The organism is Shinella sp. OV683, from assembly GCF_057787725.1.
The window spans coordinates 4,860,998-4,879,429 of sequence record NZ_CM173543.1 but is presented as its reverse complement, the minus strand read 5'-3'; the positions used below and the strand labels follow the sequence as shown (position 1 = coordinate 4,879,429).

21 protein-coding genes are annotated in these 18,432 nt (G+C 59.8%); 5 read left to right on the top strand and 16 right to left on the bottom strand.

All coding sequences use genetic code 11. From position 1 onward, the window contains the following. Positions 1-3 precede the first annotated feature (3 nt). On the bottom strand, positions 4-540 hold the full coding sequence (locus ACXHRN_RS23585; protein WP_488638712.1) for a GNAT family N-acetyltransferase: 537 nt from the start codon (positions 538-540) through the stop codon (positions 4-6). A 43-nt stretch (positions 541-583) separates the two neighbouring features. After that, complete coding sequence (gene fhuF / locus ACXHRN_RS23580; RefSeq protein WP_488638711.1) at positions 584-1,114, bottom strand: siderophore-iron reductase FhuF; 531 nt, start codon at positions 1,112-1,114, stop codon at positions 584-586. A gap of 137 nt (positions 1,115-1,251) precedes the next feature. On the opposite strand from fhuF, the gene ACXHRN_RS23575 reads away from it, so the two are divergent. Then, on the top strand, positions 1,252-1,386 hold the full coding sequence (locus tag ACXHRN_RS23575; RefSeq protein ID WP_488638710.1) for a hypothetical protein: 135 nt from the start codon (positions 1,252-1,254) through the stop codon (positions 1,384-1,386). Positions 1,387-1,435: 49 nt separating this feature from the next. Here ACXHRN_RS23575 and ACXHRN_RS23570 read toward each other — a convergent pair whose 3' ends face one another. Further along, a complete protein-coding gene (locus tag ACXHRN_RS23570; protein WP_488638709.1) occupies positions 1,436-2,158 on the bottom strand; it encodes an anti-sigma factor in 723 nt (240 codons plus the stop codon). Then, on the bottom strand, positions 2,155-2,688 hold the full coding sequence (locus tag ACXHRN_RS23565) for a sigma-70 family RNA polymerase sigma factor (protein ID WP_488638708.1): 534 nt from the start codon (positions 2,686-2,688) through the stop codon (positions 2,155-2,157). Before ACXHRN_RS23565 ends, ACXHRN_RS23570 begins: the two co-directional genes overlap by 4 nt. A 156-nt stretch (positions 2,689-2,844) precedes the next feature. Between ACXHRN_RS23565 and argB the strand changes: the two genes are divergently transcribed. Next, positions 2,845-3,732 (top strand): acetylglutamate kinase, encoded by an 888-nt coding sequence (gene argB / locus ACXHRN_RS23560; protein WP_488638707.1) that lies wholly within the window; start codon positions 2,845-2,847, stop codon positions 3,730-3,732. Between the two features lie 54 nt (positions 3,733-3,786). Then, positions 3,787-4,518, top strand: coding sequence for a glycoside hydrolase family 16 protein (locus tag ACXHRN_RS23555; protein WP_488638706.1), 732 nt, complete (start codon positions 3,787-3,789; stop codon positions 4,516-4,518). Between the two features lie 31 nt (positions 4,519-4,549). Here ACXHRN_RS23555 and ACXHRN_RS23550 read toward each other — a convergent pair whose 3' ends face one another. The 12 genes from ACXHRN_RS23550 to ACXHRN_RS23495 all read right to left on the bottom strand — a co-directional run bounded on the left by ACXHRN_RS23550 (position 4,550) and on the right by ACXHRN_RS23495 (position 16,044). Further along, positions 4,550-6,043, bottom strand: coding sequence for an MFS transporter (locus ACXHRN_RS23550; RefSeq protein ID WP_488638705.1), 1,494 nt, complete (start codon positions 6,041-6,043; stop codon positions 4,550-4,552). Then, positions 6,036-6,653 (bottom strand): TetR/AcrR family transcriptional regulator, encoded by a 618-nt coding sequence (locus ACXHRN_RS23545; RefSeq protein ID WP_488638704.1) that lies wholly within the window; start codon positions 6,651-6,653, stop codon positions 6,036-6,038. Before ACXHRN_RS23545 ends, ACXHRN_RS23550 begins: the two co-directional genes overlap by 8 nt. A gap of 151 nt (positions 6,654-6,804) precedes the next feature. Beyond that, positions 6,805-7,263, bottom strand: coding sequence for an NfeD family protein (locus tag ACXHRN_RS23540; protein WP_488638703.1), 459 nt, complete (start codon positions 7,261-7,263; stop codon positions 6,805-6,807). Beyond that, a complete protein-coding gene (locus ACXHRN_RS23535; RefSeq protein ID WP_488641999.1) occupies positions 7,260-8,312 on the bottom strand; it encodes an SPFH domain-containing protein in 1,053 nt (350 codons plus the stop codon). Before ACXHRN_RS23535 ends, ACXHRN_RS23540 begins: the two co-directional genes overlap by 4 nt. A 113-nt stretch (positions 8,313-8,425) precedes the next feature. Next, a complete protein-coding gene (gene hemH, locus ACXHRN_RS23530) occupies positions 8,426-9,454 on the bottom strand; it encodes a ferrochelatase (protein WP_488638702.1) in 1,029 nt (342 codons plus the stop codon). 116 nt (positions 9,455-9,570) lie between these two features. After that, the gene (locus tag ACXHRN_RS23525; protein WP_488641998.1) at positions 9,571-11,553 is read right to left on the bottom strand and encodes a 5'-nucleotidase C-terminal domain-containing protein; all 1,983 of its coding nucleotides are present in this window, start codon (positions 11,551-11,553) and stop codon (positions 9,571-9,573) included. A 144-nt stretch (positions 11,554-11,697) separates the two neighbouring features. Beyond that, positions 11,698-12,060 (bottom strand): outer membrane lipoprotein Omp10, encoded by a 363-nt coding sequence (gene omp10, locus ACXHRN_RS23520; RefSeq protein ID WP_488641997.1) that lies wholly within the window; start codon positions 12,058-12,060, stop codon positions 11,698-11,700. Between the two features lie 187 nt (positions 12,061-12,247). Continuing rightward, positions 12,248-12,850, bottom strand: coding sequence for an HAD family hydrolase (locus ACXHRN_RS23515; RefSeq protein WP_488638701.1), 603 nt, complete (start codon positions 12,848-12,850; stop codon positions 12,248-12,250). A gap of 67 nt (positions 12,851-12,917) precedes the next feature. Then, positions 12,918-14,363, bottom strand: coding sequence for a homospermidine synthase (locus ACXHRN_RS23510; protein ID WP_488638700.1), 1,446 nt, complete (start codon positions 14,361-14,363; stop codon positions 12,918-12,920). Between the two features lie 132 nt (positions 14,364-14,495). Beyond that, positions 14,496-15,398, bottom strand: a complete 903-nt coding sequence (locus tag ACXHRN_RS23505; protein ID WP_488638699.1) for a heme-dependent oxidative N-demethylase family protein — start codon at positions 15,396-15,398, stop codon at positions 14,496-14,498. Further along, positions 15,395-15,763 carry a nuclear transport factor 2 family protein gene (locus tag ACXHRN_RS23500; RefSeq protein ID WP_488638698.1) on the bottom strand — a complete coding sequence of 123 codons (369 nt, stop codon included), beginning with the start codon at positions 15,761-15,763 and terminating at the stop codon, positions 15,395-15,397. The genes ACXHRN_RS23505 and ACXHRN_RS23500 overlap by 4 nt, the downstream gene beginning before the upstream one ends. Continuing rightward, entirely contained in the window at positions 15,760-16,044 is a 285-nt protein-coding gene (locus ACXHRN_RS23495; RefSeq protein WP_488638697.1) for a YciI family protein, read from the bottom strand. Before ACXHRN_RS23495 ends, ACXHRN_RS23500 begins: the two co-directional genes overlap by 4 nt. A 139-nt stretch (positions 16,045-16,183) precedes the next feature. Here ACXHRN_RS23495 and trhO point away from each other — a divergent pair, with 139 nt between their 5' ends. Together trhO and ACXHRN_RS23485 are read left to right on the top strand one after the other, a co-directional pair. After that, positions 16,184-17,128, top strand: a complete 945-nt coding sequence (gene trhO, locus ACXHRN_RS23490; protein ID WP_488641996.1) for an oxygen-dependent tRNA uridine(34) hydroxylase TrhO — start codon at positions 16,184-16,186, stop codon at positions 17,126-17,128. A 20-nt stretch (positions 17,129-17,148) separates the two neighbouring features. Continuing rightward, entirely contained in the window at positions 17,149-18,330 is a 1,182-nt protein-coding gene (locus tag ACXHRN_RS23485; RefSeq protein WP_488638696.1) for an amino acid aminotransferase, read from the top strand. Positions 18,331-18,432 lie beyond the last annotated feature (102 nt).

The window sequence follows — 18,432 nt, the reverse complement described above, 5'->3', positions numbered from 1 at the left end:
GCCTTACAACGGGCGCGCCATGAAGACTTCGGTGTGCTTGATGGTGTCGGGTATTTCACGGAATTGCGGGCATCGAACGAAGCCGAAGGCCTCGTAGACCGAGATCGCGTTCCTCATGTAGACCGTTGTTTGCAGCACAAGCTTGATGTGGTGACCCTCGGCGGCTTCCAGGAGAGCTTTCTGGATAAGCGCTTTGCCGATGCCCTTGCCTCTGAACTCGGGATCGACATAGAATTTCTGAAGTTCCAGGGTGGTATCGTCGAAGGTATCCAAGCCGATGCATCCCGCAGCTGCGTCATCCCATCTGGCAACGAATATCTTTGCAATCTCACCGCTGAACTGGCGGCCAGGCTGGCGCTGGTATAGCCATGAAAGAGGCCGAGCACGACCTCGGGCGCCACGCCATAGGCCTGCACCTCCTGTGCGTCCCACTCTCCGAGCGCATCGCCCAGCCTTGCTACGACTTCGAAATCCTCTGCGCAATCCGCCCTGGAAACAGAAATCATCCGTCGCTCCTTGCTCGCCAGATGCCGGATACATAGCATAGGTTGAATTGCTCTTCCATCATCCGGCCATAAGGGCGTCATTCCCGCCCTGCCGGAAGCGGGCAGACCATGCCGCAGCCCGGCACACCGGGCAGGATATAGCGCAGGCAGCAGACGCGCCGGCGCGAGAAATCTCCCTCCGTTCCGCATTCGCGGCGGATGAGGCCGAAGACCGGATTGGTTCGCCCATCCCGCCACGTCTCGCCTTCAATGATTGCAAGCTCCTCGGCGGAAGCCACTTCGCCCATCTGCGTTGCAGCCTCGCGGATAATCCAGTCGAGATAAACCACCAAATTCGACCAAAGCAGCTTTCTTGACAGTCCGGCGTTTGCAGCGAGTGCCTGAACCAGCGGTGCCGCATGGTCAAAGATTGCGCCTTCCAACGCCTCGGAAAGGCTGACATCCGCATTGCCGTGACCCTCGTGATCGAGTGCGAAGGCAATGGGTGCCGAAGTCGTGGGCTCGAGGCAGATGCGGATCGTGTTCAGCGACAGCGGCAGATGCGGCGATGCTGGCGCCAGGCGACGACAGGGCCAATCACCAGTCCGCTGAAATAGTACATCGTCCACATCGACGCTGCGGCTCGATGGTCCACGCCGCCAAAGCGCGTCGCGTAGCGATCGAATACCCGGTTGCAAACATCAGGATCCAGGAGATCGCGGCATGAGATGGAATCTTGATGGGATGTACCGAGCAGGAACTTTCCATGACAGTAGGGGAATTTCTCGCCAAACAGGTGATCAAGGTTCTGGGCGCTTTCGCTTGCCAAAGCGCTGCTATCGTCGGTCATGTCATCGTCTTCATTCAAGATGTGTCGCACAGCGAGTCACCACATCTCTAATGAAACTTGAGTCGTATTGGAAGGTTTAAGAGGCCAGACTGCTCTGGTCTCAGAGCAGCCGTGTCTTGCCGAGCGCAATGACCGGGCCAGTCGGCTTGCCGGTCGGCGAGCCACCCAGGGGCTCGACCGTCATGGCGATGGTCTTGCCGGCGGCGAACGCGTCGCGCAGGCTGGCATTGATCAGGATATCGCCGTGGCCGTCTTCGGGCAGCACGCCGAGCGAGGCCGGCGGCTTGCCGTCTTCGATCAGCCACAGTTCGAGCGACTTCGGCTGCTCCTGCTTCAGCGCAGCCGGCGTGACGCTAAGCTTGCCGGAGGAAAAATCATAGGTCGCGACGAGACTGATCGGCGAATCCATGCCGGTGAGTTCGGCGACCAGCGGCGCCGCGGCCTTTGGCGTCCAGGGAAGCTGGATGCGACCGGAGATGCCAAACCCGACGGCGAGCACCAAGGCGGCGGCCGTCAGCGTCCGCCAGACGGCGACCGAACCCCAGAGCGACTGCCAGATTCCCGAAGATGTCGAATCGGGTACACCGAACAGGCGCTGCTCGATCTTGGTATAAGCATCCTGCGGCGGGCGGGCATCCTGGTATTCGTCGTTGAAATCGGCGAGATTGGTCTGCCAGCGGCGAACCTGCGTGGCAAATTTCGGATCGGAGGCGATCCGCGCTTCGACGCGGCGGCGGTCCTCCTCGGACAGGACGCCGAGTACATATTCGCCGGAGATGATTTCATCCCGGCTTTTGTCCCAATCCTGCGGTCTGTCGCTCATTGCCCGAGGCACTCTCTCAGTTTCAACAGGCTGCGCCGCAGCCAGGTTCGCATCGTGTTCAGCGGAATATTATAGATTTCCGCGAGTTCCTGATAGCTCAAACCTTCGACGTAAGCACGTTTTACCGCATCAGCCTTATCAGATTCGAGCGTCTGCATACACTTGTCTATTCGGCCACCCTCGCTGCGGTTCACAGCTGCGGTTTCCGGGTCTATTTCGTCGCTAGCAAGATCGAAAGCCTCGTCGATTGCCGAGGCCTGTGGTTTGCGGGCGCGGAGCATGTCGATGGCGTGATTGCGGGCAATCGCCATAAGCCACGTTTCCGCGCGTCCTTCCTCCGGGCGAAACCTGTCGGCGCGCTGCCAGATCTTGACGAAGACCTCCTGCAGCGCATCCTCGGACTCGCCCCGATCTCTAACTATACGGAGAAGCACCGAGAAGAGTTTCGGGGAATACAGGACATAGAGGCGGGAGAAGGCGGCGCGGTCCTTCAGCGATACGCGACCCAAGAGAGCACCGAGATCATCCATTGTTTCTCATCCGCCGGGCCGCTGGCCCCAAATCGCTTTCGGGAAATCGAAATCGTTCTGAACGTCCGGTTTACGCGAGAAACCTGTCTGCGGATCATTCCATGTGACAAAGAGTTACGCTAAAGAAGCCTCGACTTTTTCTTCCGAGAGGCCCCGATGTCCCAGTCCGAGAACGAGACCCAGGCGCGTTTGCTTGCCCAGGCGCTGCCGTTCATGCAACGGTATGAGAACAAGACGATCGTTGTCAAATATGGCGGTCACGCCATGGGCAATCCCGAACTCGGCAAAGCATTTGCGAGCGACATCGGCTTGCTCAAGCAATCCGGCGTCAACCCTATCGTCGTCCACGGCGGCGGGCCGCAGATCGGCGCCATGCTCGCCAAGATGGGCATCGAATCACGTTTCGAGAACGGCCTGCGCGTCACCGACCAGAAGACGGTCGAGATCGTCGAAATGGTTCTGGCCGGCTCGATCAACAAGGAAATCGTCGGCCTGATCAACCAGACCGGCGAATGGGCGATCGGCCTCTGCGGCAAGGACGGCAACATGGTGTTTGCCGAAAAGGCCCGAAAGACCGTCATCGATCCTGATTCGAACATCGAGCGCGTGCTCGACCTCGGTTTCGTCGGCGAGGTCGTCGAAGTCGACCGGACACTGATCGACCTGCTGGCCAAGTCGGAAATGATCCCGGTCATCGCGCCGGTCGCGCCAGGTCGCGACGGCCACACCTACAATATCAATGCCGACACCTTTGCCGGCGCGATCGCCGGTGCGCTCAATGCCGTGCGCCTCCTGTTCCTCACTGACGTACCCGGTGTGCTCGACAAGAATGGCGAATTGATCAAGGAGCTCTCAGTCTCCCAGGCGCATGCGCTGATCAAGGACGGCACGATCTCGGGCGGGATGATCCCCAAGGTCGAGACCTGCATCGAGGCGATCGAAGGCGGTGTCGAAGGCGTCGTCATCCTCAACGGCAAGACACCACACTCCGTGCTGTTGGAACTGTTTACCGAAATGGGCGCCGGAACGCTGATCGTTCGCTGATCAGCCTGAAATCAGCCAGCGGGACTAGAGTGTCGCGTCCCGCTGGAGAAACGTATGCTCAAACCTGTTCTCGTCGTTGCTTTCATTGCGACAATGCTGGTGCCGGCGACAGCCGACGCCAAGCGCATCCGCTTTTCCGGTTATGACTTCAAGATCAAGCAGGGCGAGGGACTCGGGCCGGGCCCCAATAATTGGGCGACCTCGCAGGCCTTCGTCGACAGCAAGGGCCGGCTGCATCTCAGATTCTCCAAGAAGAAGGGCAAGTGGTACGCAGGCGAGATCCAAAGCGTCAGCCGCTTCGGCTTCGGCAAATACGAGATCGAATTCACCGGCGATATCGGCGGCCAGGACAAGAATGTCGTGTTCGGCTTTTTCAACTATCCGCCCGCCGATGTCGGTCCTGACGCGACCAACGAGATCGATATCGAGTTCGCCCGCTGGGGAAACAAGAGCTACCCGCCGTTGAACTACACCGTCTGGCCGGTCGATCCCGGCCTCAAGGCAACCACCCAGAGCTTCAGCTTCAAGAATGGTGTCGCCAAGAGCGAGCACAAGTTCGTGTGGGAACCCGATCGCGTCAGCTATTACTCCGTTGTCGTCAGGGACAACGGCACAGCCGGCCAGGATGCCTACTGGTCCTTCCAGCCGAAGAACCCCGGCAAGCGCATCAGTTCCAGCCCGATGCCGATCTTCTTCAATCTCTGGGGATTTCGCGGCCAGGAGCCCAGCGATGGCGAGAATGTCGAGGTGATCGTCAACTCGTTCAAATTCACGCCAGCAAAATGAAAAGGCCCGGCGAACGGGGCCTCGATGCTTGCTATTCCGCGATAACGGGCCTTGTGGCCGGCTGCGCCGCATGTGTCGGCGGCGCTTTCAGCAGCGTGGCCACCAGCGCGACGATCACATAGCAGGCGATATTGTAGAGCAAAGCCGTCTCAAATGCGGTCTTGAAGGCATCGTGTTGGACGACACCGCCAGCCATCTGCGATCCCAGCAGCGAGAAGAAGATCTCCGAGATGATCGCCACGCCAAATGCGCCGCCCATCTGCTGGATGGATTGCAGCGCGCCGGATCCCGAACCCGCATCGCGCGGCGGCACGCCGGCAAGAGCGACCTGAAACAGCGGCGAGATGGCGATGCCCGTTCCAAGGCCGCCGAGAAACAGAGGCAGGATGAAGTGCGACCGGATGACGACATCGCCGACGCCGGCCACCGTGTATCTGAGGATCAGCGCTGAGACGATCAGGATCGCGCAGCCCAGGATGAGCCGCTGCTTCGGCCCCTTGCCACCAAGCCGGCCCGTGACCACCGAGGCGATCAGCACGCCGATCGGGAAGGGGATGGTCGTCAGGCCGGATTCCAGCGGATTGAGGCTGTATCCACCCTGCAGGAAGATCGCCAGAATCAGGAAGAAGCCCGGCATAGCCGAGAAGAACACCATGGCGCCCAAGGCTGCGAAGACGAAATTGTGGTTGCGCATCAGGCTGAGCGGCACGAGCTCAGCGGCACCCCGGGCATTCTGCTGGCGCTCCCACCAGATGAATAGGGCGATGAACGGAATAAACAGCGCCATCATCGCCAGGCACCAGGCGGGCCAGCCGAAGCCGCGGCCCTCGATCAGCGGGAAAATCAAGCAGAAGGTACCGAACGCGGCAATGGCGATGCCGACCCAGTCGTTCTTCAGCTTCGGATTGCCCTTGATGTCGGGGATCAGGTAGCGGCCGGCAATCACGCAGGCAATGCCGATCGGCACGTTGATCAGGAAGATCGGTCGCCAGTCGAGTCCGAAAATGTCGGCGTGGATCAGGGTGCCGCCGGTCACCGGGCCCGCAACCGAGGCAAGCCCTGCCGTCAGGCCGAACAGCGAGAAGGCCACCGCCCGCTCCTTCGGTGGAAACATGATCTGGGCGATTGCCAGCACCTGCGGCGTCATCACCGCACCGGCAATGCCCTGGATGACCCGCGATGCGATCAGCATCTCGACATTGGCTGCAAGCCCGCACAGCATCGAGGCGATGGTGAAGGCGGCGACGCCGATCAGGAAGATGCGCTTTTTGCCGACGATATCGCCATAGCGGCCGAACGGCAGCAGGCCGAGCGCGAAGGCAAGAATGTATCCCGCCACCACCCATTCGATGCCGCTTTCCGAGACCCCGAGATTCTTCTGCATTGACGGCAGGGCGACATTGACGATGGTCACGTCGATCATGTTCATGAAGCTCGCCATCAGCAGCACGCCCATTGCGATCCACCGGCGTTCGAAGGCATGCATTTCGCCATGCGGGGCGGGATGCGTTGGATTGTCAGACATTGGATTGTGCCTTTGCTTTATCGGAAAGAAGGGCGCGCAACAGTTCGGCGACGGGGCGGTCCATGCTTTGCCGGTCATCGAGCCGGAAGATCGACCCGGCAATCAGCACGCCGATGACCATATACGCTGCGGAATGAGAATCGAGATCGGCGCGGAACGTTCCATCCGCCACGCCCGCTTCGAGGATCTCGGCGATCTGTCGGTGCCAGTAGGCACGCATCGGTGTGATGTACCGGGCGATGCTCTCGTCATGACGAGCCCGCCGTCCCATTTCCTCCATGACCAGCAGCAATTCTGGATTTTCGCGCCGGGTCTCGCGGTGCTGGTTGATCTCGATCTTCAGCTGCTCGAGCGGCGGAAGCCCTTCGCGAGGGTGGCGCGCGTGTTGGCTCATGAAATCATCCTGCATCGACTGCGCTACCAACTGAATGAGCGCGTCCTTCGAGGGGACATGATAGTGAAGGGTGGCTATGTTGATGCCGACCCGGTCGGCGATCTCGCGTGTCCGCAGCCCCTCAAACCCCTTCTCGACGATCAGCGATCGCGCAACGGCTGCGATTGCGCGCTTGCGGTCGTCGGTGGGCTGATATTTTTGCGGAATCTCGGTCATGGTGTCTCGATCAAATCTATCCATCAATCACTTGATTGATTTTAGATCGAGAGTCAATCATCTGATTGAGAAAAAGTGAAACGGTTGCTTCACGGCCTGCCTCGGTCGGCGCTTCGATCGAAGCAGGATGGAACGCCCGCAATTATGACGCCTAGAACGCTTCGACCTTCAGGCCGCTGCCCTGGCTGCCGACGATCTTCACTTTCGTGCCTGCCGGCAGGTCCGGCCCGCTGACCGTCCAGAACGCATCGCCGATGCGCACGCGGCCGCGGCCATTCAGGATGGGATCCGTCAGGTCGGCGGTGCGGCCGATCAGACTGGCGCCGCGATCGTTCAGCGTCGGCTCCTCGGACTTGGCGCCCGAGCGGATCAGCCACGTGCGGCCGATAAACAGGCTGATGCATGACAGCACGGCAAACACCAGCCATTGCACCTGCCAGCCCCACCAGGCGGTTTCCCAGAGCATGTTGGAGAGTAGGCCGGTGATGACGCCGGCAATGCCGACCCAGATCAGGAAGTTGCCGGGCAGCATGATTTCGGCCACCAGCAGGACGATGCCGAAGATCCACCAGGCCCAGGGCCCGGCATTGTGAACAAGGTTGCTGATCATGTCAGATCACTCTGCGGCTCGGTCGGGCGGATCACGAACGGATTGGGCGTGCTGGCGGTAACGACAGGTGTCGAGCGAGTTGCCTGGCGCGGCGTTGCCGGTGCGGTGCCGCCGTCATTGCCATTGCCGAACACTTCCCTGGCGATGGCGCCGATGCCGCCGAGCGAGCCAATCAGCGAAGATGCCTCCATCGGCATCAGCACGATCTTGGAATTGCTTGCTGTGCCGATCGAGGCCAGGGCCTCGGTGTATTTCTGCGCCACGAAGTAGTTGATGGCCTGCACGTTGCCGGCGGCGATGGCCTCGGACACCATTTTCGTCGCCTTGGCTTCGGCCTCGGCCAGGCGTTCGCGGGCTTCGGCTTCGCGGTAGGCGGCCTCGCGTTCGCCCTCGGCCTTGAGGATGGTCGCCTGCTTGGCGCCCTCGGCCTTGAGGATCTGGGCATTTCTAAAGCCTTCGGCTTCAAGCACCTGGGCGCGCTTTTCGCGCTCGGCTTTCATCTGCCGTGCCATGGAATCGACCAGGTTCTGCGGCGGGGTGATGTCCTTGATCTCGACGCGGGTGATCTTGATGCCCCACGGGCTGGCGGCTTCATCGACGGTACGCAGCAGCCGCTCGTTGATCGTTTCGCGGTTGGACAGCAACTCGTCGAGATCCATAGAGCCCATGACCGAGCGGATATTGGTCATGGTCAGGTTGAGCAGCGCCTGATTGAGGTTGGAAATCTGGTAGGCCGCCTGGGCGGCGTTCAGCACCTGATAGAAGGCGACGGCATCGGCCTTGACGCTGGCATTGTCCTTGGTGATGACCTCTTGCGTCGGCACGTCGAGCACCTGCTCCATGACGTTCAATTTCGCACCGATCGTGTCGATGTAGGGCACGATCAGGTTGAGGCCGGGATGTAGCGTGCGAGTGTAGCGCTTGAAGCGTTCGACAGTGTAATTATAACCCTGAGGCACCGTCTTGATGCCCGCGATCAATGTCCAAAGAACAAATATCACGATCGCGATGACCGCATAATCCATGCCTGAAAAGGTATCGAAATCCATCATTTCCTCCAAAGGCGCGGATTGTTGCAGCCCACGCCTGATATCTACCATAAGACGTTGGTATCCGGCGTTTTATTTGCAAGGTGGCGGGACTATAAATCGGACGGGCGGATCTAAACCCAGCCCATCAATTCCCTTCGCACCTGCTCCTCCAGCACATCCATGCCGGGCTCGCTGTCGTTGAGGCAGGGGATATGGCTGAACTTCTCACCGCCATTGTGATGGAAGCTTTCGGCGGCCTGCTCGGCGATCTCTTCCAGCGTTTCCAGACAATCGGAAACGAAGCCGGGATTGAGCACGGCGATCCGCTTGACGCCGTCCTGAGCCAGCTTCTCCACCGTCTTGTCGGTATAGGGTTTCAGCCATTCCTCCGGCCCGAAGCGGGACTGGAAGGTTAGCATCAGTTTCTTGTCGTCCCAGCCCAGACGTTCCCGCAGTAGACGCCCCGTCTTCTGGCAATGGCGATAATAGGGATCCCCCTTGTCGAAATAGCTCTGCGGAATGCCGTGAAACGACATGATCACCTTTTCAGGCTCCCAGTCGAGCGTGGCGAGATGCGTGGTGATCGAATTGGCCAGTGCCTCGATATAGGCGGGATGGTCGTGATAGGGCGGCACCGTGCGAAGTGCCGGCTGCCAGCGCATCGTCTTCAGCGCATCGAACGCCTTGTCGTTGACGGTGGCAGTCGTTGCGGCCGCATATTGCGGATAAAGCGGAAACAGCAGGATCCGTTCGCAGCCCTGCTTCTGTAGCGCATCCAGCTTTTCGGCGATCGAAGGATTGCCATAGCGCATGCCCCAGTCGACGATCACATCGGGAAATTCGGCCAGCCGCGCGGCCATCTTCTCAGCCTGCGAGCGGGTATAGGTGCGCAGATAGCTTTCGTCGCGCTCCTTGTTCCAGATCAGCTCATAGGCCTTGCCGACCTTCTGCGGGCGGCGGTTGAGCACGATGCCGAACAAGATCGGATACCATTTCCAGGGCGACCATTCGATCACCCGCCGGTCCATCAGGAATTCCTTGAGATAGCGCCGCATAGATTTGTAGTCGGTGCCGTCGGGCGTGCCGAGATTGACGAGCAGCACCCCGATCTTGCCCCGCTTTGCAGGCGCGTGATTGGCGGGAGTGTGTTGCTCAGTCATTTCAGGTCCTTTGTTTTTCTTCTTCTACGCGCCGGGCGGGATGGGGCTTTCCTGCATATAGAAAATAACAACGGCCCGGGAAAGGCCGGGCCGTTGGGATAGATTGACGCTGGCACTTACTTGGCGGGAATTTCGAGCTCCTCGCCAACATGCAAGCGGCGCGCGCGCATGTCGGTATTGGCCTTGGCGATCTTCTCCCACATCGTGGCATCGCCGTAGAATTGCTTGGCCAGATCCCAGAACGTATCGCCCTTGGCGATCACGTGCTTGGTGTCGGTGGTCAAGGCAGGCTCCGTTTTCGGCTTGGCATTCATGGCGGGCTCGGTCTTGACCTCGGGCGCCTTGCTGACGAGGTCTGTCGAGGCGGCCGGCAGTTCGGGGGTCTTCACATCGCTGGCTGGCGCCACCTTGGATGCATCCGCAGCGGCATCGGCGGGTTTTGCTGCTTCCGTCTGTTGTGCGGTATCCGCTGGCTTTGCCATCTCGGCCGCAGCCGCGACCGCGGTGATACGACCATCGAGATACGGCTTGTATGGCGAATGCTTGGCGATATAGGCAGCTGTCGTATCTTCGAGGCTCGGGCCGAAGTCATAGGCATTCATCGCCTTGTCCTTGAACACGACATAGCCGTCGCCGCCCGCCCGCGTATAGTTATTGGCCACCACGCCATAGGTCTCGGCGTTGTCCAGTGGCTTGAACGTGCCACCCTCGTTGACCTCGACCGAGACGACGCGGCTGCCCGGAGGTTTTGTCGGATCGAAGGAATACTTGATGCCGGAGACCTGCGGGAAGCGGCCTTTGCCTTCTTCGATCTGGCTCAATCCGCTTTCGAGTGCGGCCACAACATCGGCGCCCTTCAGCTCGAATGTCGCAAGCGAGTTCTGGAACGGCAGCACCGTCAGCACCTCGCCCATCGACACATCGCCAGCGTCGATGGAAGCGCGCAAGCCGCCGCCATTGGCGAATGCGATCTCGATACCCTGGTCCTTGACGCGATCGAGCATCGCGTCGGCAACCAGGTTGCCCATTTCGCATTCCTTGGTACGGCAGGTCTCGCGCGAGCCGTCGATTGGGGCGGCGGTCGAGCCGATCACCTTTTGCTTGAGCGCCTCGATCGGTGCGCCAAGTTCCTTCACGCGGGCTGCGATCGCCTCGTCCGGCTTGAACGAAGCGTCGATCAGGATCGGGTCGCCCTTGGCCGACTTGACCACGCCGGCGTCGTCGAACACCACGTTGAGATCGCCCAGATACTTCGAATAGGAGCCGGCCTGCACGACCGGCACCTTGTAGCCGCCGGGATTGTCGACCATCGTCGGATAGGGGCCGGCGGCACTCTTGTCGGTGTTCGACAGCAGGCTATGCGAATGGCCGCCGACCACGATATCGACATCGGGGATCTTGGCGATCACGGCGAGATCGCGGGGATAACCGACATGCGTCAGCGCAATGATCTTGTTGACGCCCTGCGCCTTCAGCTTCTGCACTTCGTCGGAGATCGCCTTGTCGTCGATGCCGATCATGATGTTCGGGCCGGGAGAGGACAGTTCGTCGGTGTCATTGGCGACCGCCCCGACGATGCCGATCTTCTGGCCGCCGACATCGAGCACCAGCGACGGCACGATCTTGTCTTTAATCACGGATTTGTAATTCGCCAGCACGTTGGCAGTGACCACCGGGAACGTCACCTTGTCGAGAAAGATCTTGAGGCCGTCCTCGCTGTCGTCGAATTCATGGTTGCCGACGGTCATCGCGTCGAACTTCATCAGGTTCAGGAACTCCGCCTCGGCAGCGCCCTTGTAGGTCGTGTAGAACAGCGATCCCTGGAAATTGTCGCCCGCATTCAACAACAGCACGTTCTTGCCGGCGAGCCCCGCGCGGGTCTGGTCGATGGCCGTCTTCAGGCGGGCAACGCCGCCGAAGCACTCATTCTTGGATTCCTCCTCGGCCGAGCAGGTCGAATCGTATTTGTTGATCGATTCGATACGCGAGTGCAAATCGTTGATGTGAAGGATATTGAGTTCGTAGTCTGCCAGTGCGGCGCCAGCCGAGACGGCTAGGCCTGAAATACTCATAAGCGCTAAACGTAAGTAATGGCTCATCATTTTTCTCCTTCTCATTCCAAAATTCCAGCGAGAAATGGACTATCCGTTTCTCGTCAGCTTTGTCGTTCAAAGTCGATAGTCGCTCCGGATGGGAGCCCCGGAGCAAAAATGGAAGTACTGCCGGCTTATGCGGCAGTCACATCAGGATTTACGCATCAGAATAAACTGCGCGCCAGAATCGGCGGTGCAATTGACCTGACTTGGTGAAATCATCGCGCAATTGACCTTGGACTGCTTGTTCTGCACATGCGAGGTCATGCTGATCTCGTAGAGGTTGTTGCCGGGGAGCTTGATGTAGGTACCGGAAGCCAGAAGCTGGTTGGTATCTGTCGTTCGCGTGTTGAAAGCGCCCGCCTGGAAGGTCGAGATCAGGCCATTCGGGTCGGTCCATGCACCATCGATGGAAGCGGCGGCTGGTTGCGTCGGCAGCGGTCTGTCGCTGCTCGTTGTGCAGGAAGCCAAGGCCGCAGTCACAAGCAGGGCCGGAATGGCAAGCATCTTCATATTGGTCTCCCCTTCAGGTCGCCGGCCAAAGTCTGGCGCGACCGGCATTTCGTCACAAATTATTTTGACGCTTTTCCAGAATGAAAGCAAGGCATTGGCCAGCATCATTCGCGGCACGAGACATGATTGCAACATCGATTGGATTGAACGCTCCAAACGAACTGCGACGACGATGGTTCCCGTGTGTTCAACGGGCCTCCAGAATCGCCGCAAGCGAGCTATCGGCATGCCAGTGGGCACTTTGCCAGCCGGCCGCCTGAGCCGCCTCGACATTGGCACTCGTGTCATCGATCAGCAGCAGTTCGCGCGGTGCAAGGCCTGTCAAATCCGCTACCTTGTCGAAGAATAGCCTGTCAGGTTTGCGGCAACCGAGCGCCGCCGAATAGTGCATTCCATCGACGTGTGTTGCCAGTCCGATCGTTTCCATCAGATATTGCGCGCGGCGGTGCTCCTGGTTGGTCGTCAGATAGACGTGCATGCCGCGCTGCCGCTGCTCATCCAGTCCCGCCAGCAGGGCGGCATTGATCCGGGCGTCGTTTTCGAACCAGTAAGTGAGAACGACGTCAGCACTGAGATTGCAGGGGATTTTGTCCAGAGCCTTCGGCAGTTGCTCGGCGATGTCGGTGCGGCCGAGCACGATGTTTTCCCAATAGGGCAGGAAGAAATGTCGATGCAGATCGTCGGACGTGATGCCGAGATCCACTTCCAGCCCTGTTTCCCACGGCTTGCCATCATGGGGTCGGCCGGAAATGAGCACGCCGTCGACATCGATCATCAATGCTTTGATCATGCCCGGCCGCCCTCAATGGTGGTGTTTGAAACCCGCATCGCTGCGGGTTCCAAGATGCGCAAGCCTGTCAGCGAACCAGAATGTTCCGGAACTGCCAGGGATCGGACGTATCGAGGTCTTCCGGGAACAGGCCGGGACGACCGTCGAGTGGCGTCCAGTCGGTGTAGTGGCCTTCGACCGGACCGAGATAGGGCGCTTGCACTTCCAGGCAGCGCTTGTAGTCCATCTCATCGGCTTCGACGATGCCGGCCGTCGGGTTTTCGAGCGCCCAGACCATGCCGGCGAGCACGGCGGATGTCACCTGCAGGCCGGTGGCATTCTGGTAAGGTGCGAGCTTGCGGGCTTCCTCGAGGGAAAGCCGCGAGCCGTACCAGTAGGCATTCTTCTCATGGCCGTAGAGCAGCACGCCGAGTTCGTCGACACCGTCGACCAGTTCGTCCTCGTTGAGCACGTGCTGCACCGGCTGCGCATTGCCGCCATTGCCGAACATCTCATGCAGCGACAGAATGGCGTCGTTGGACGGATGATAGGCGTAGTGGCAGGTCGGGCGGAACGTCACGTCGCCATCCTTGTCCTGCACGGTGAAATATTCGGCGATCGAGATCGCTTCATTGTGCGTGACTAGGAAGCCGTATTGCGGGCCGGGGGTCGGGCACCAGGTACGGACGCGCGTATTGGCGCCGGGCTGGTCGATATAGATTGCGGACTTGTGGCCCTTCTTGAACTTCTTGCCGTTCTTGGGCATCCATTTTTCATGCGTGCCCCAGCCGAGTTCGGCAGGCTGCAGGCCTTCAGAAATGAAGCCTTCGACGGACCAGGTGTTCCAGAAGGTGTTGAACGGCTTGGGGTTCTTGGTGCGCTGGGTGTCGCGCTCGGCGATATGCACGCCCTTGACGCCAACCTTCTTCATCAGCTTGGCCCAGCCTTCGCGGTCGTCCTGCGAGGGCTCGTCATACTTGACGCCGATTTCGTTGGCGAGGTTGATCAGCGCCTGCTTGACGAACCACGACACCATGCCTGGATTGGCGCCACAGGTGGAAACCGCCGTTGCCCCACCGGGGTTCTTGGCCTTCTCCTTGCGCATGGTCTCGCGCAGCGCGTAGTTCGTGCGCTCGGCATTATCCATCTCCTGGTCGAAATAGAAGCCGAGCCAGGGCTCGACCACGGTATCGACATAGAGAACGTCATGCTTGCGGCAAAGCTTCATGACGTCGACCGAGCCGATATCGACCGACAGGTTGACGCAGAAGCCCTGGCCTTCGCCCTCTGTCAGGAGCGGCTTCAGCAGCGACTTGTAATTATCCTTGGTGACATGTGCCTGGATATGCCTGATCCCATGCTTTGCGAGAAGCTCCGCTTCGTCGTTTCGCGGTTCGATCACGACCATTCGGCTCTTGTCGAATTTGAAGTGGCGCTCGATGAGGGGTAAAGTACCACGTCCGATCGAGCCAAAGCCGATCATTACGATCGGGCCAGTGATTTCGCCATATACCGGATAGTTTTGATCATTCATTTTGGGGAGGCACTCCTGTGGTTGTTAAGAACGCCCCCACTAACCACGTTTCTCCGTCACAAAAAAGGGGAAACTGTGCCCATCACACGCCTTGCTTAACGGGATTCACACCTGTTTTGGCGTCTTTTAGGGCTAGCTACCCGCAAAATTATCGGCATTTCTGAGATAGCCCACCAGCGCATCGCGCTTGGTCACCATGCCCTTGTAGGCGAGTTGCTCGGGCGTGAAACCGTCCAACCGTTCGGCCAGTGCCCCTGCCATCTGCCCACCATCGCCAAGCGCCATCAGCATGGCGACCGGGTCGGCATAGATGCGGATGGTGAAGACGATGCCGCCGCTCTTCGGCAGGCGCCTGAGCGTCTGGCGCTCGACGCGGATAAAGTTTGTCGCCGGCGTGAAAGCCATCTTCTCGGACCGCGCGCCACGTTCAGGCGGCCAGAAGAGATCGCCGCCGGGATAGACCGACCAGTTCATCCGCACTGCCGGCAGGTCCGGCTGCAAATTGTCGAAGATGCGGTTGAGCATGGTCGCGTTGCGCGTGCCGCCTTCAAAGCCCGGCACATGCGCGTGCACGCCCTCCATCGGCAGCCCAGCCTTTTCTTTGAGCGACCAGCCGGAGGGGAAGGCCAGATGCGCCGCCGTCAGATGCCAGCCAGTCCAGCGCTTTTCGAGAATGACGAGATCGTCCTGAACGAGGGCGGCCGCCTTCTGGATCGGTGTGGTGCCCGGATCAGCAAGAACGACTTTTCTCTCCAGGAATTCGATTGTGTCGCCGGCGCGCGCATAGCGGTCGGCATGCCTGGCAGTCAGATGCTCGACCAGAAGATCGAGGCATTCCTGCTGCGCAGGAAGCGACGATTGCTCGGAATAGAAAATCTCTTCAAAATGCTCCCGCGCCAAACGGTCCTTTTCGGCAAGGAACGGCTCAAGATCGTCATCCGGTTCGATCCAGCAGCTGGGATCGAGCGCGGACAGGCCGATGGTAAAGGGCTTTGAGGAACCGTCATAAGGGGTGTATTTGAGATGCGTGGTCATTCTGTCTTCGTACCCTGATGAAATACCATCCGCCATTGGCCGTCTTGTTCAAGACGCCATACCGAACTGCGAAGGCTGCGGCTTGCGCCATTCTCGCTCGCCAGGACGGTGATCGTATAAGTCGCCAGTGCGATGTCCTTGCCCAGCAGCTGCAGCGTGAAGTCGCCGATGCGGTAGTCGATCGATATCGTCTCTGCAGCAAGCGCCGCCATTACCGTCGTCCTGTCAAAGACACGGCCCGACTTGCCAAACTCCCGAAAATCCGCCGCCAGCAACTGGCTCGTCACTTCGGCTGAGGAGCGGGTCCCGAAATCCAGCAGTTGCCGCTCAAGGCTTTCGATATAGAGGGAAAGATCGGCAGTCATGCCTTCAGGCTCTCCAGCCCTTCTGTTGCCGTGGTGAAGGCGACTTCAGTGATGTCATAGACCGCAATGCCGTGGATCACGAATGGGTCGTTGTCGCAGAAATCCTCGATTTCTGACCTGTCGCCCCTTGCCAGAATGACGCCGCCGGTGCGTGGCACCTTGCGGCCCGAAGCCAGGAACCAGCCTTCGTCGTAGCCTTGCTTCACCCAGGCCATATGCGCATCCATATGGGCATCGGCCTGGTCGAGGGGCGTCTGGTAAGTCAGCGAGAGGATCAGCATCGGGCATCCTGATTGCATTTCCGAATTTGCCGTCGAGCGTATCAGCTTGGAATCGGAATACAAGATTGCCCGCAATGCGTGGCAGCAAGCTATTTGACGGTGATTGCACTTGCCGCCCAAAAGCGCTATTTCCCCGGCCATGACCGAGATTGCGACCCAATCCAGCCCAGACGCAGCAAGCCCCTACCTGGTGGCCGCGCTCTATCATTTCGTCTCCGTTCCCGGCTTTCGCGAGCTGCGCGAACCGTTGCAGGCCTTCTGCGAGGCCAGTGATGTGAGGGGGACGCTGCTGCTTGCCCACGAGGGCATCAACGGCACGATCGCCGGCCCCGATGCAGGCGTGCATGCCGTGCTCGCCTTCCTGCGCGCCCAACCGGAATTCGCCGGGTTGGAGCATAAGGAAAGTCGCGCCAGCAAGGCACCCTTCCTGCGCATGAAAGTGAAACTGAAGAAAGAGATCGTCACCATGGGCGTCGAAGATATCGACCCGCTCAGAGTGGTCGGTACCTATGTCGCGCCGCGCGACTGGAATGCTTTGATCAGCGATCCCGATACGATCATCATCGATACACGCAACGACTACGAGACGGCACTTGGTGTCTTCAAGGGCGCGGTCGACCCTGACATCAAGACCTTTCGTGACTTTCCCGATTGGGTGAAGGCCAATGAAGGCCTGCACAACAAGCCGAAGATCGCCATGTATTGCACCGGCGGCATCCGCTGCGAAAAGGCCACGGCCTATATGAAGGAACAGGGCTTCGACGAGGTTTTCCATCTCAAGGGAGGCATCCTGAAATATCTGGAGGAAGTGCCGGCCGAGGAAAGCCTGTGGGAGGGCGCCTGTTTCGTCTTCGATGAGCGCGTCTCCGTCGTCCAGGACCTCAGGCAAGGCGATCACAAGCTCTGCCGCGCCTGCCGCAATCCGCTGACGCCGGAAGACATGGCATCTCCGCACTATGAAGCTGGCGTTTCCTGTCCGCAATGCTACGAGGTTCGTAGCGAGGACGATCGCAACCGCTTCCGCGAACGCGAACGCCAGGCCAAGCTTGCCCGGCAGCGCGGCCAGAAGCATATCGGTACCTGATTCAGCCCAAAGGAAAATCCATGTTCGAAACCCTGACTGCCGCTCCGCCGGATGTGATCCTCAGCCTCTCGGTTCTTTATCGCAACGACCCGCGGCCGACGAAAATGGATCTCGGCGTCGGGGTCTACAAGGATTCCGCCGGCGCAACCGTGATCATGCATGCGGTGCGCGAAGCCGAAAAGCGGCTATACGAGAGCCAGCAAACCAAGACCTATGTCGGCATGGCCGGCGATGAGGGCTTCAACAAGGGTATGCTGAAGCTGGTGTTCGGCGACGACGCCGATCTCAGCCGCATGTTCGCCTGCCAGACGGCGGGCGGTTCGGGCGCGCTGCGCACCGTGGCCGACCTGCTTCACAAGGCCCGTCCCGACGCCACGGTCTGGATGTCGGACCCGACCTGGGCCAACCACGTGCCGATCGCCAAGGCGGCCGGCTTCAAGATCGCCACCTATCCCTACTTCGATGCCGAGACGGGTCTGGTCAAGGCCGAAGAAATGCTCGAAGGGCTGAAGCAGGCCAAAGCGGGCGACATCATCCTGCTGCATGGCTGCTGCCACAATCCCACCGGCGCCAACCTGACGACCGAGCAATGGGGACCGGTTGCCGATCTGATCGTCGAGCGTGGCCTTTTCCCCTTCGTCGACCTCGCCTACCAGGGCTTTGGCGACGGCCTGGAAGAAGATGCGGCGCCCGTTCGGCTGCTGGCCGGCAAGGTGCCGGAAATGGCGGTTGCCACCTCCTGCTCCAAGAATTTCTCGGTCTATCGCGATCGCGTCGGCGCCGTCATCCTGATGGGCAAGGACGCCGACAGCGTCAAGATCGCGGGCGGCCAGGCACTCGCCACCACCCGCGTGCTCTATTCCATGCCACCGGATCATGCCGCCGCTGCCGTCCGGATCATCCTCGAAGACGATGCGTTGCGTGCCGACTGGAAGGCCGAGCTCGAGCAGATGCGCCTGCGCATGCTCAATCTGCGCAAGGGCTTTGCCGACGCCTTGCGCCGTCAGTCTAATTCCACGCGCTTCGATTTCATCGCCGACCATCGCGGCATGTTCTCGCGGCTCGGACTGACGCCGGCGCAGGTCGAACGTCTCCGCGACGAATTCGGGATCTACATGGTCGGAGATTCCCGGTTCAACGTGGCGGGTCTCAAAGAAGACCGGCTCGACGAACTGGCCAAGGCCGTCGTCTCGGTGCTCTAAGGAAAACCTTGACCACAATCTCTAGCGGGCCGCACGGCCCGCTTTCTTTTTGTTCCCGGTAAATTGACATCTAGTTGCCATTATGGTAACTAGATGTCAAAT

Bases quoted from the DNA above. Each gene is read 5' to 3' on its own strand.
- ACXHRN_RS23555 (WP_488638706.1), top strand. From the start codon at position 3,787: ATGCTCAAACCTGTTCTCGTCGTTGCTTTCATTGCGACAATGCTGGTG.
- omp10 (WP_488641997.1), bottom strand. From the start codon at position 12,060: ATGAAGATGCTTGCCATTCCGGCCCTGCTTGTGACTGCGGCCTTGGCT.
- hemH (WP_488638702.1), bottom strand. From the start codon at position 9,454: ATGACTGAGCAACACACTCCCGCCAATCACGCGCCTGCAAAGCGGGGC.
- ACXHRN_RS23500 (WP_488638698.1), bottom strand. From the start codon at position 15,763: ATGACTGCCGATCTTTCCCTCTATATCGAAAGCCTTGAGCGGCAACTG.
- ACXHRN_RS23495 (WP_488638697.1), bottom strand. From the start codon at position 16,044: ATGCTGATCCTCTCGCTGACTTACCAGACGCCCCTCGACCAGGCCGAT.
- ACXHRN_RS23515 (WP_488638701.1), bottom strand. From the start codon at position 12,850: ATGATCAAAGCATTGATGATCGATGTCGACGGCGTGCTCATTTCCGGC.
- ACXHRN_RS23505 (WP_488638699.1), bottom strand. From the start codon at position 15,398: ATGACCACGCATCTCAAATACACCCCTTATGACGGTTCCTCAAAGCCC.
- ACXHRN_RS23565 (WP_488638708.1), bottom strand. From the start codon at position 2,688: ATGGATGATCTCGGTGCTCTCTTGGGTCGCGTATCGCTGAAGGACCGC.
- ACXHRN_RS23510 (WP_488638700.1), bottom strand. From the start codon at position 14,363: ATGAATGATCAAAACTATCCGGTATATGGCGAAATCACTGGCCCGATC.
- ACXHRN_RS23575 (WP_488638710.1), top strand. From the start codon at position 1,252: ATGACAGTAGGGGAATTTCTCGCCAAACAGGTGATCAAGGTTCTGGGC.
- ACXHRN_RS23550 (WP_488638705.1), bottom strand. From the start codon at position 6,043: ATGTCTGACAATCCAACGCATCCCGCCCCGCATGGCGAAATGCATGCC.
- trhO (WP_488641996.1), top strand. From the start codon at position 16,184: ATGACCGAGATTGCGACCCAATCCAGCCCAGACGCAGCAAGCCCCTAC.
- ACXHRN_RS23585 (WP_488638712.1), bottom strand. From the start codon at position 540: ATGTATCCGGCATCTGGCGAGCAAGGAGCGACGGATGATTTCTGTTTC.
- ACXHRN_RS23570 (WP_488638709.1), bottom strand. From the start codon at position 2,158: ATGAGCGACAGACCGCAGGATTGGGACAAAAGCCGGGATGAAATCATC.
- ACXHRN_RS23545 (WP_488638704.1), bottom strand. From the start codon at position 6,653: ATGACCGAGATTCCGCAAAAATATCAGCCCACCGACGACCGCAAGCGC.
- ACXHRN_RS23535 (WP_488641999.1), bottom strand. From the start codon at position 8,312: ATGGATTTCGATACCTTTTCAGGCATGGATTATGCGGTCATCGCGATC.
- argB (WP_488638707.1), top strand. From the start codon at position 2,845: ATGTCCCAGTCCGAGAACGAGACCCAGGCGCGTTTGCTTGCCCAGGCG.
- ACXHRN_RS23540 (WP_488638703.1), bottom strand. From the start codon at position 7,263: ATGATCAGCAACCTTGTTCACAATGCCGGGCCCTGGGCCTGGTGGATC.
- ACXHRN_RS23485 (WP_488638696.1), top strand. From the start codon at position 17,149: ATGTTCGAAACCCTGACTGCCGCTCCGCCGGATGTGATCCTCAGCCTC.
- ACXHRN_RS23525 (WP_488641998.1), bottom strand. From the start codon at position 11,553: ATGAGCCATTACTTACGTTTAGCGCTTATGAGTATTTCAGGCCTAGCC.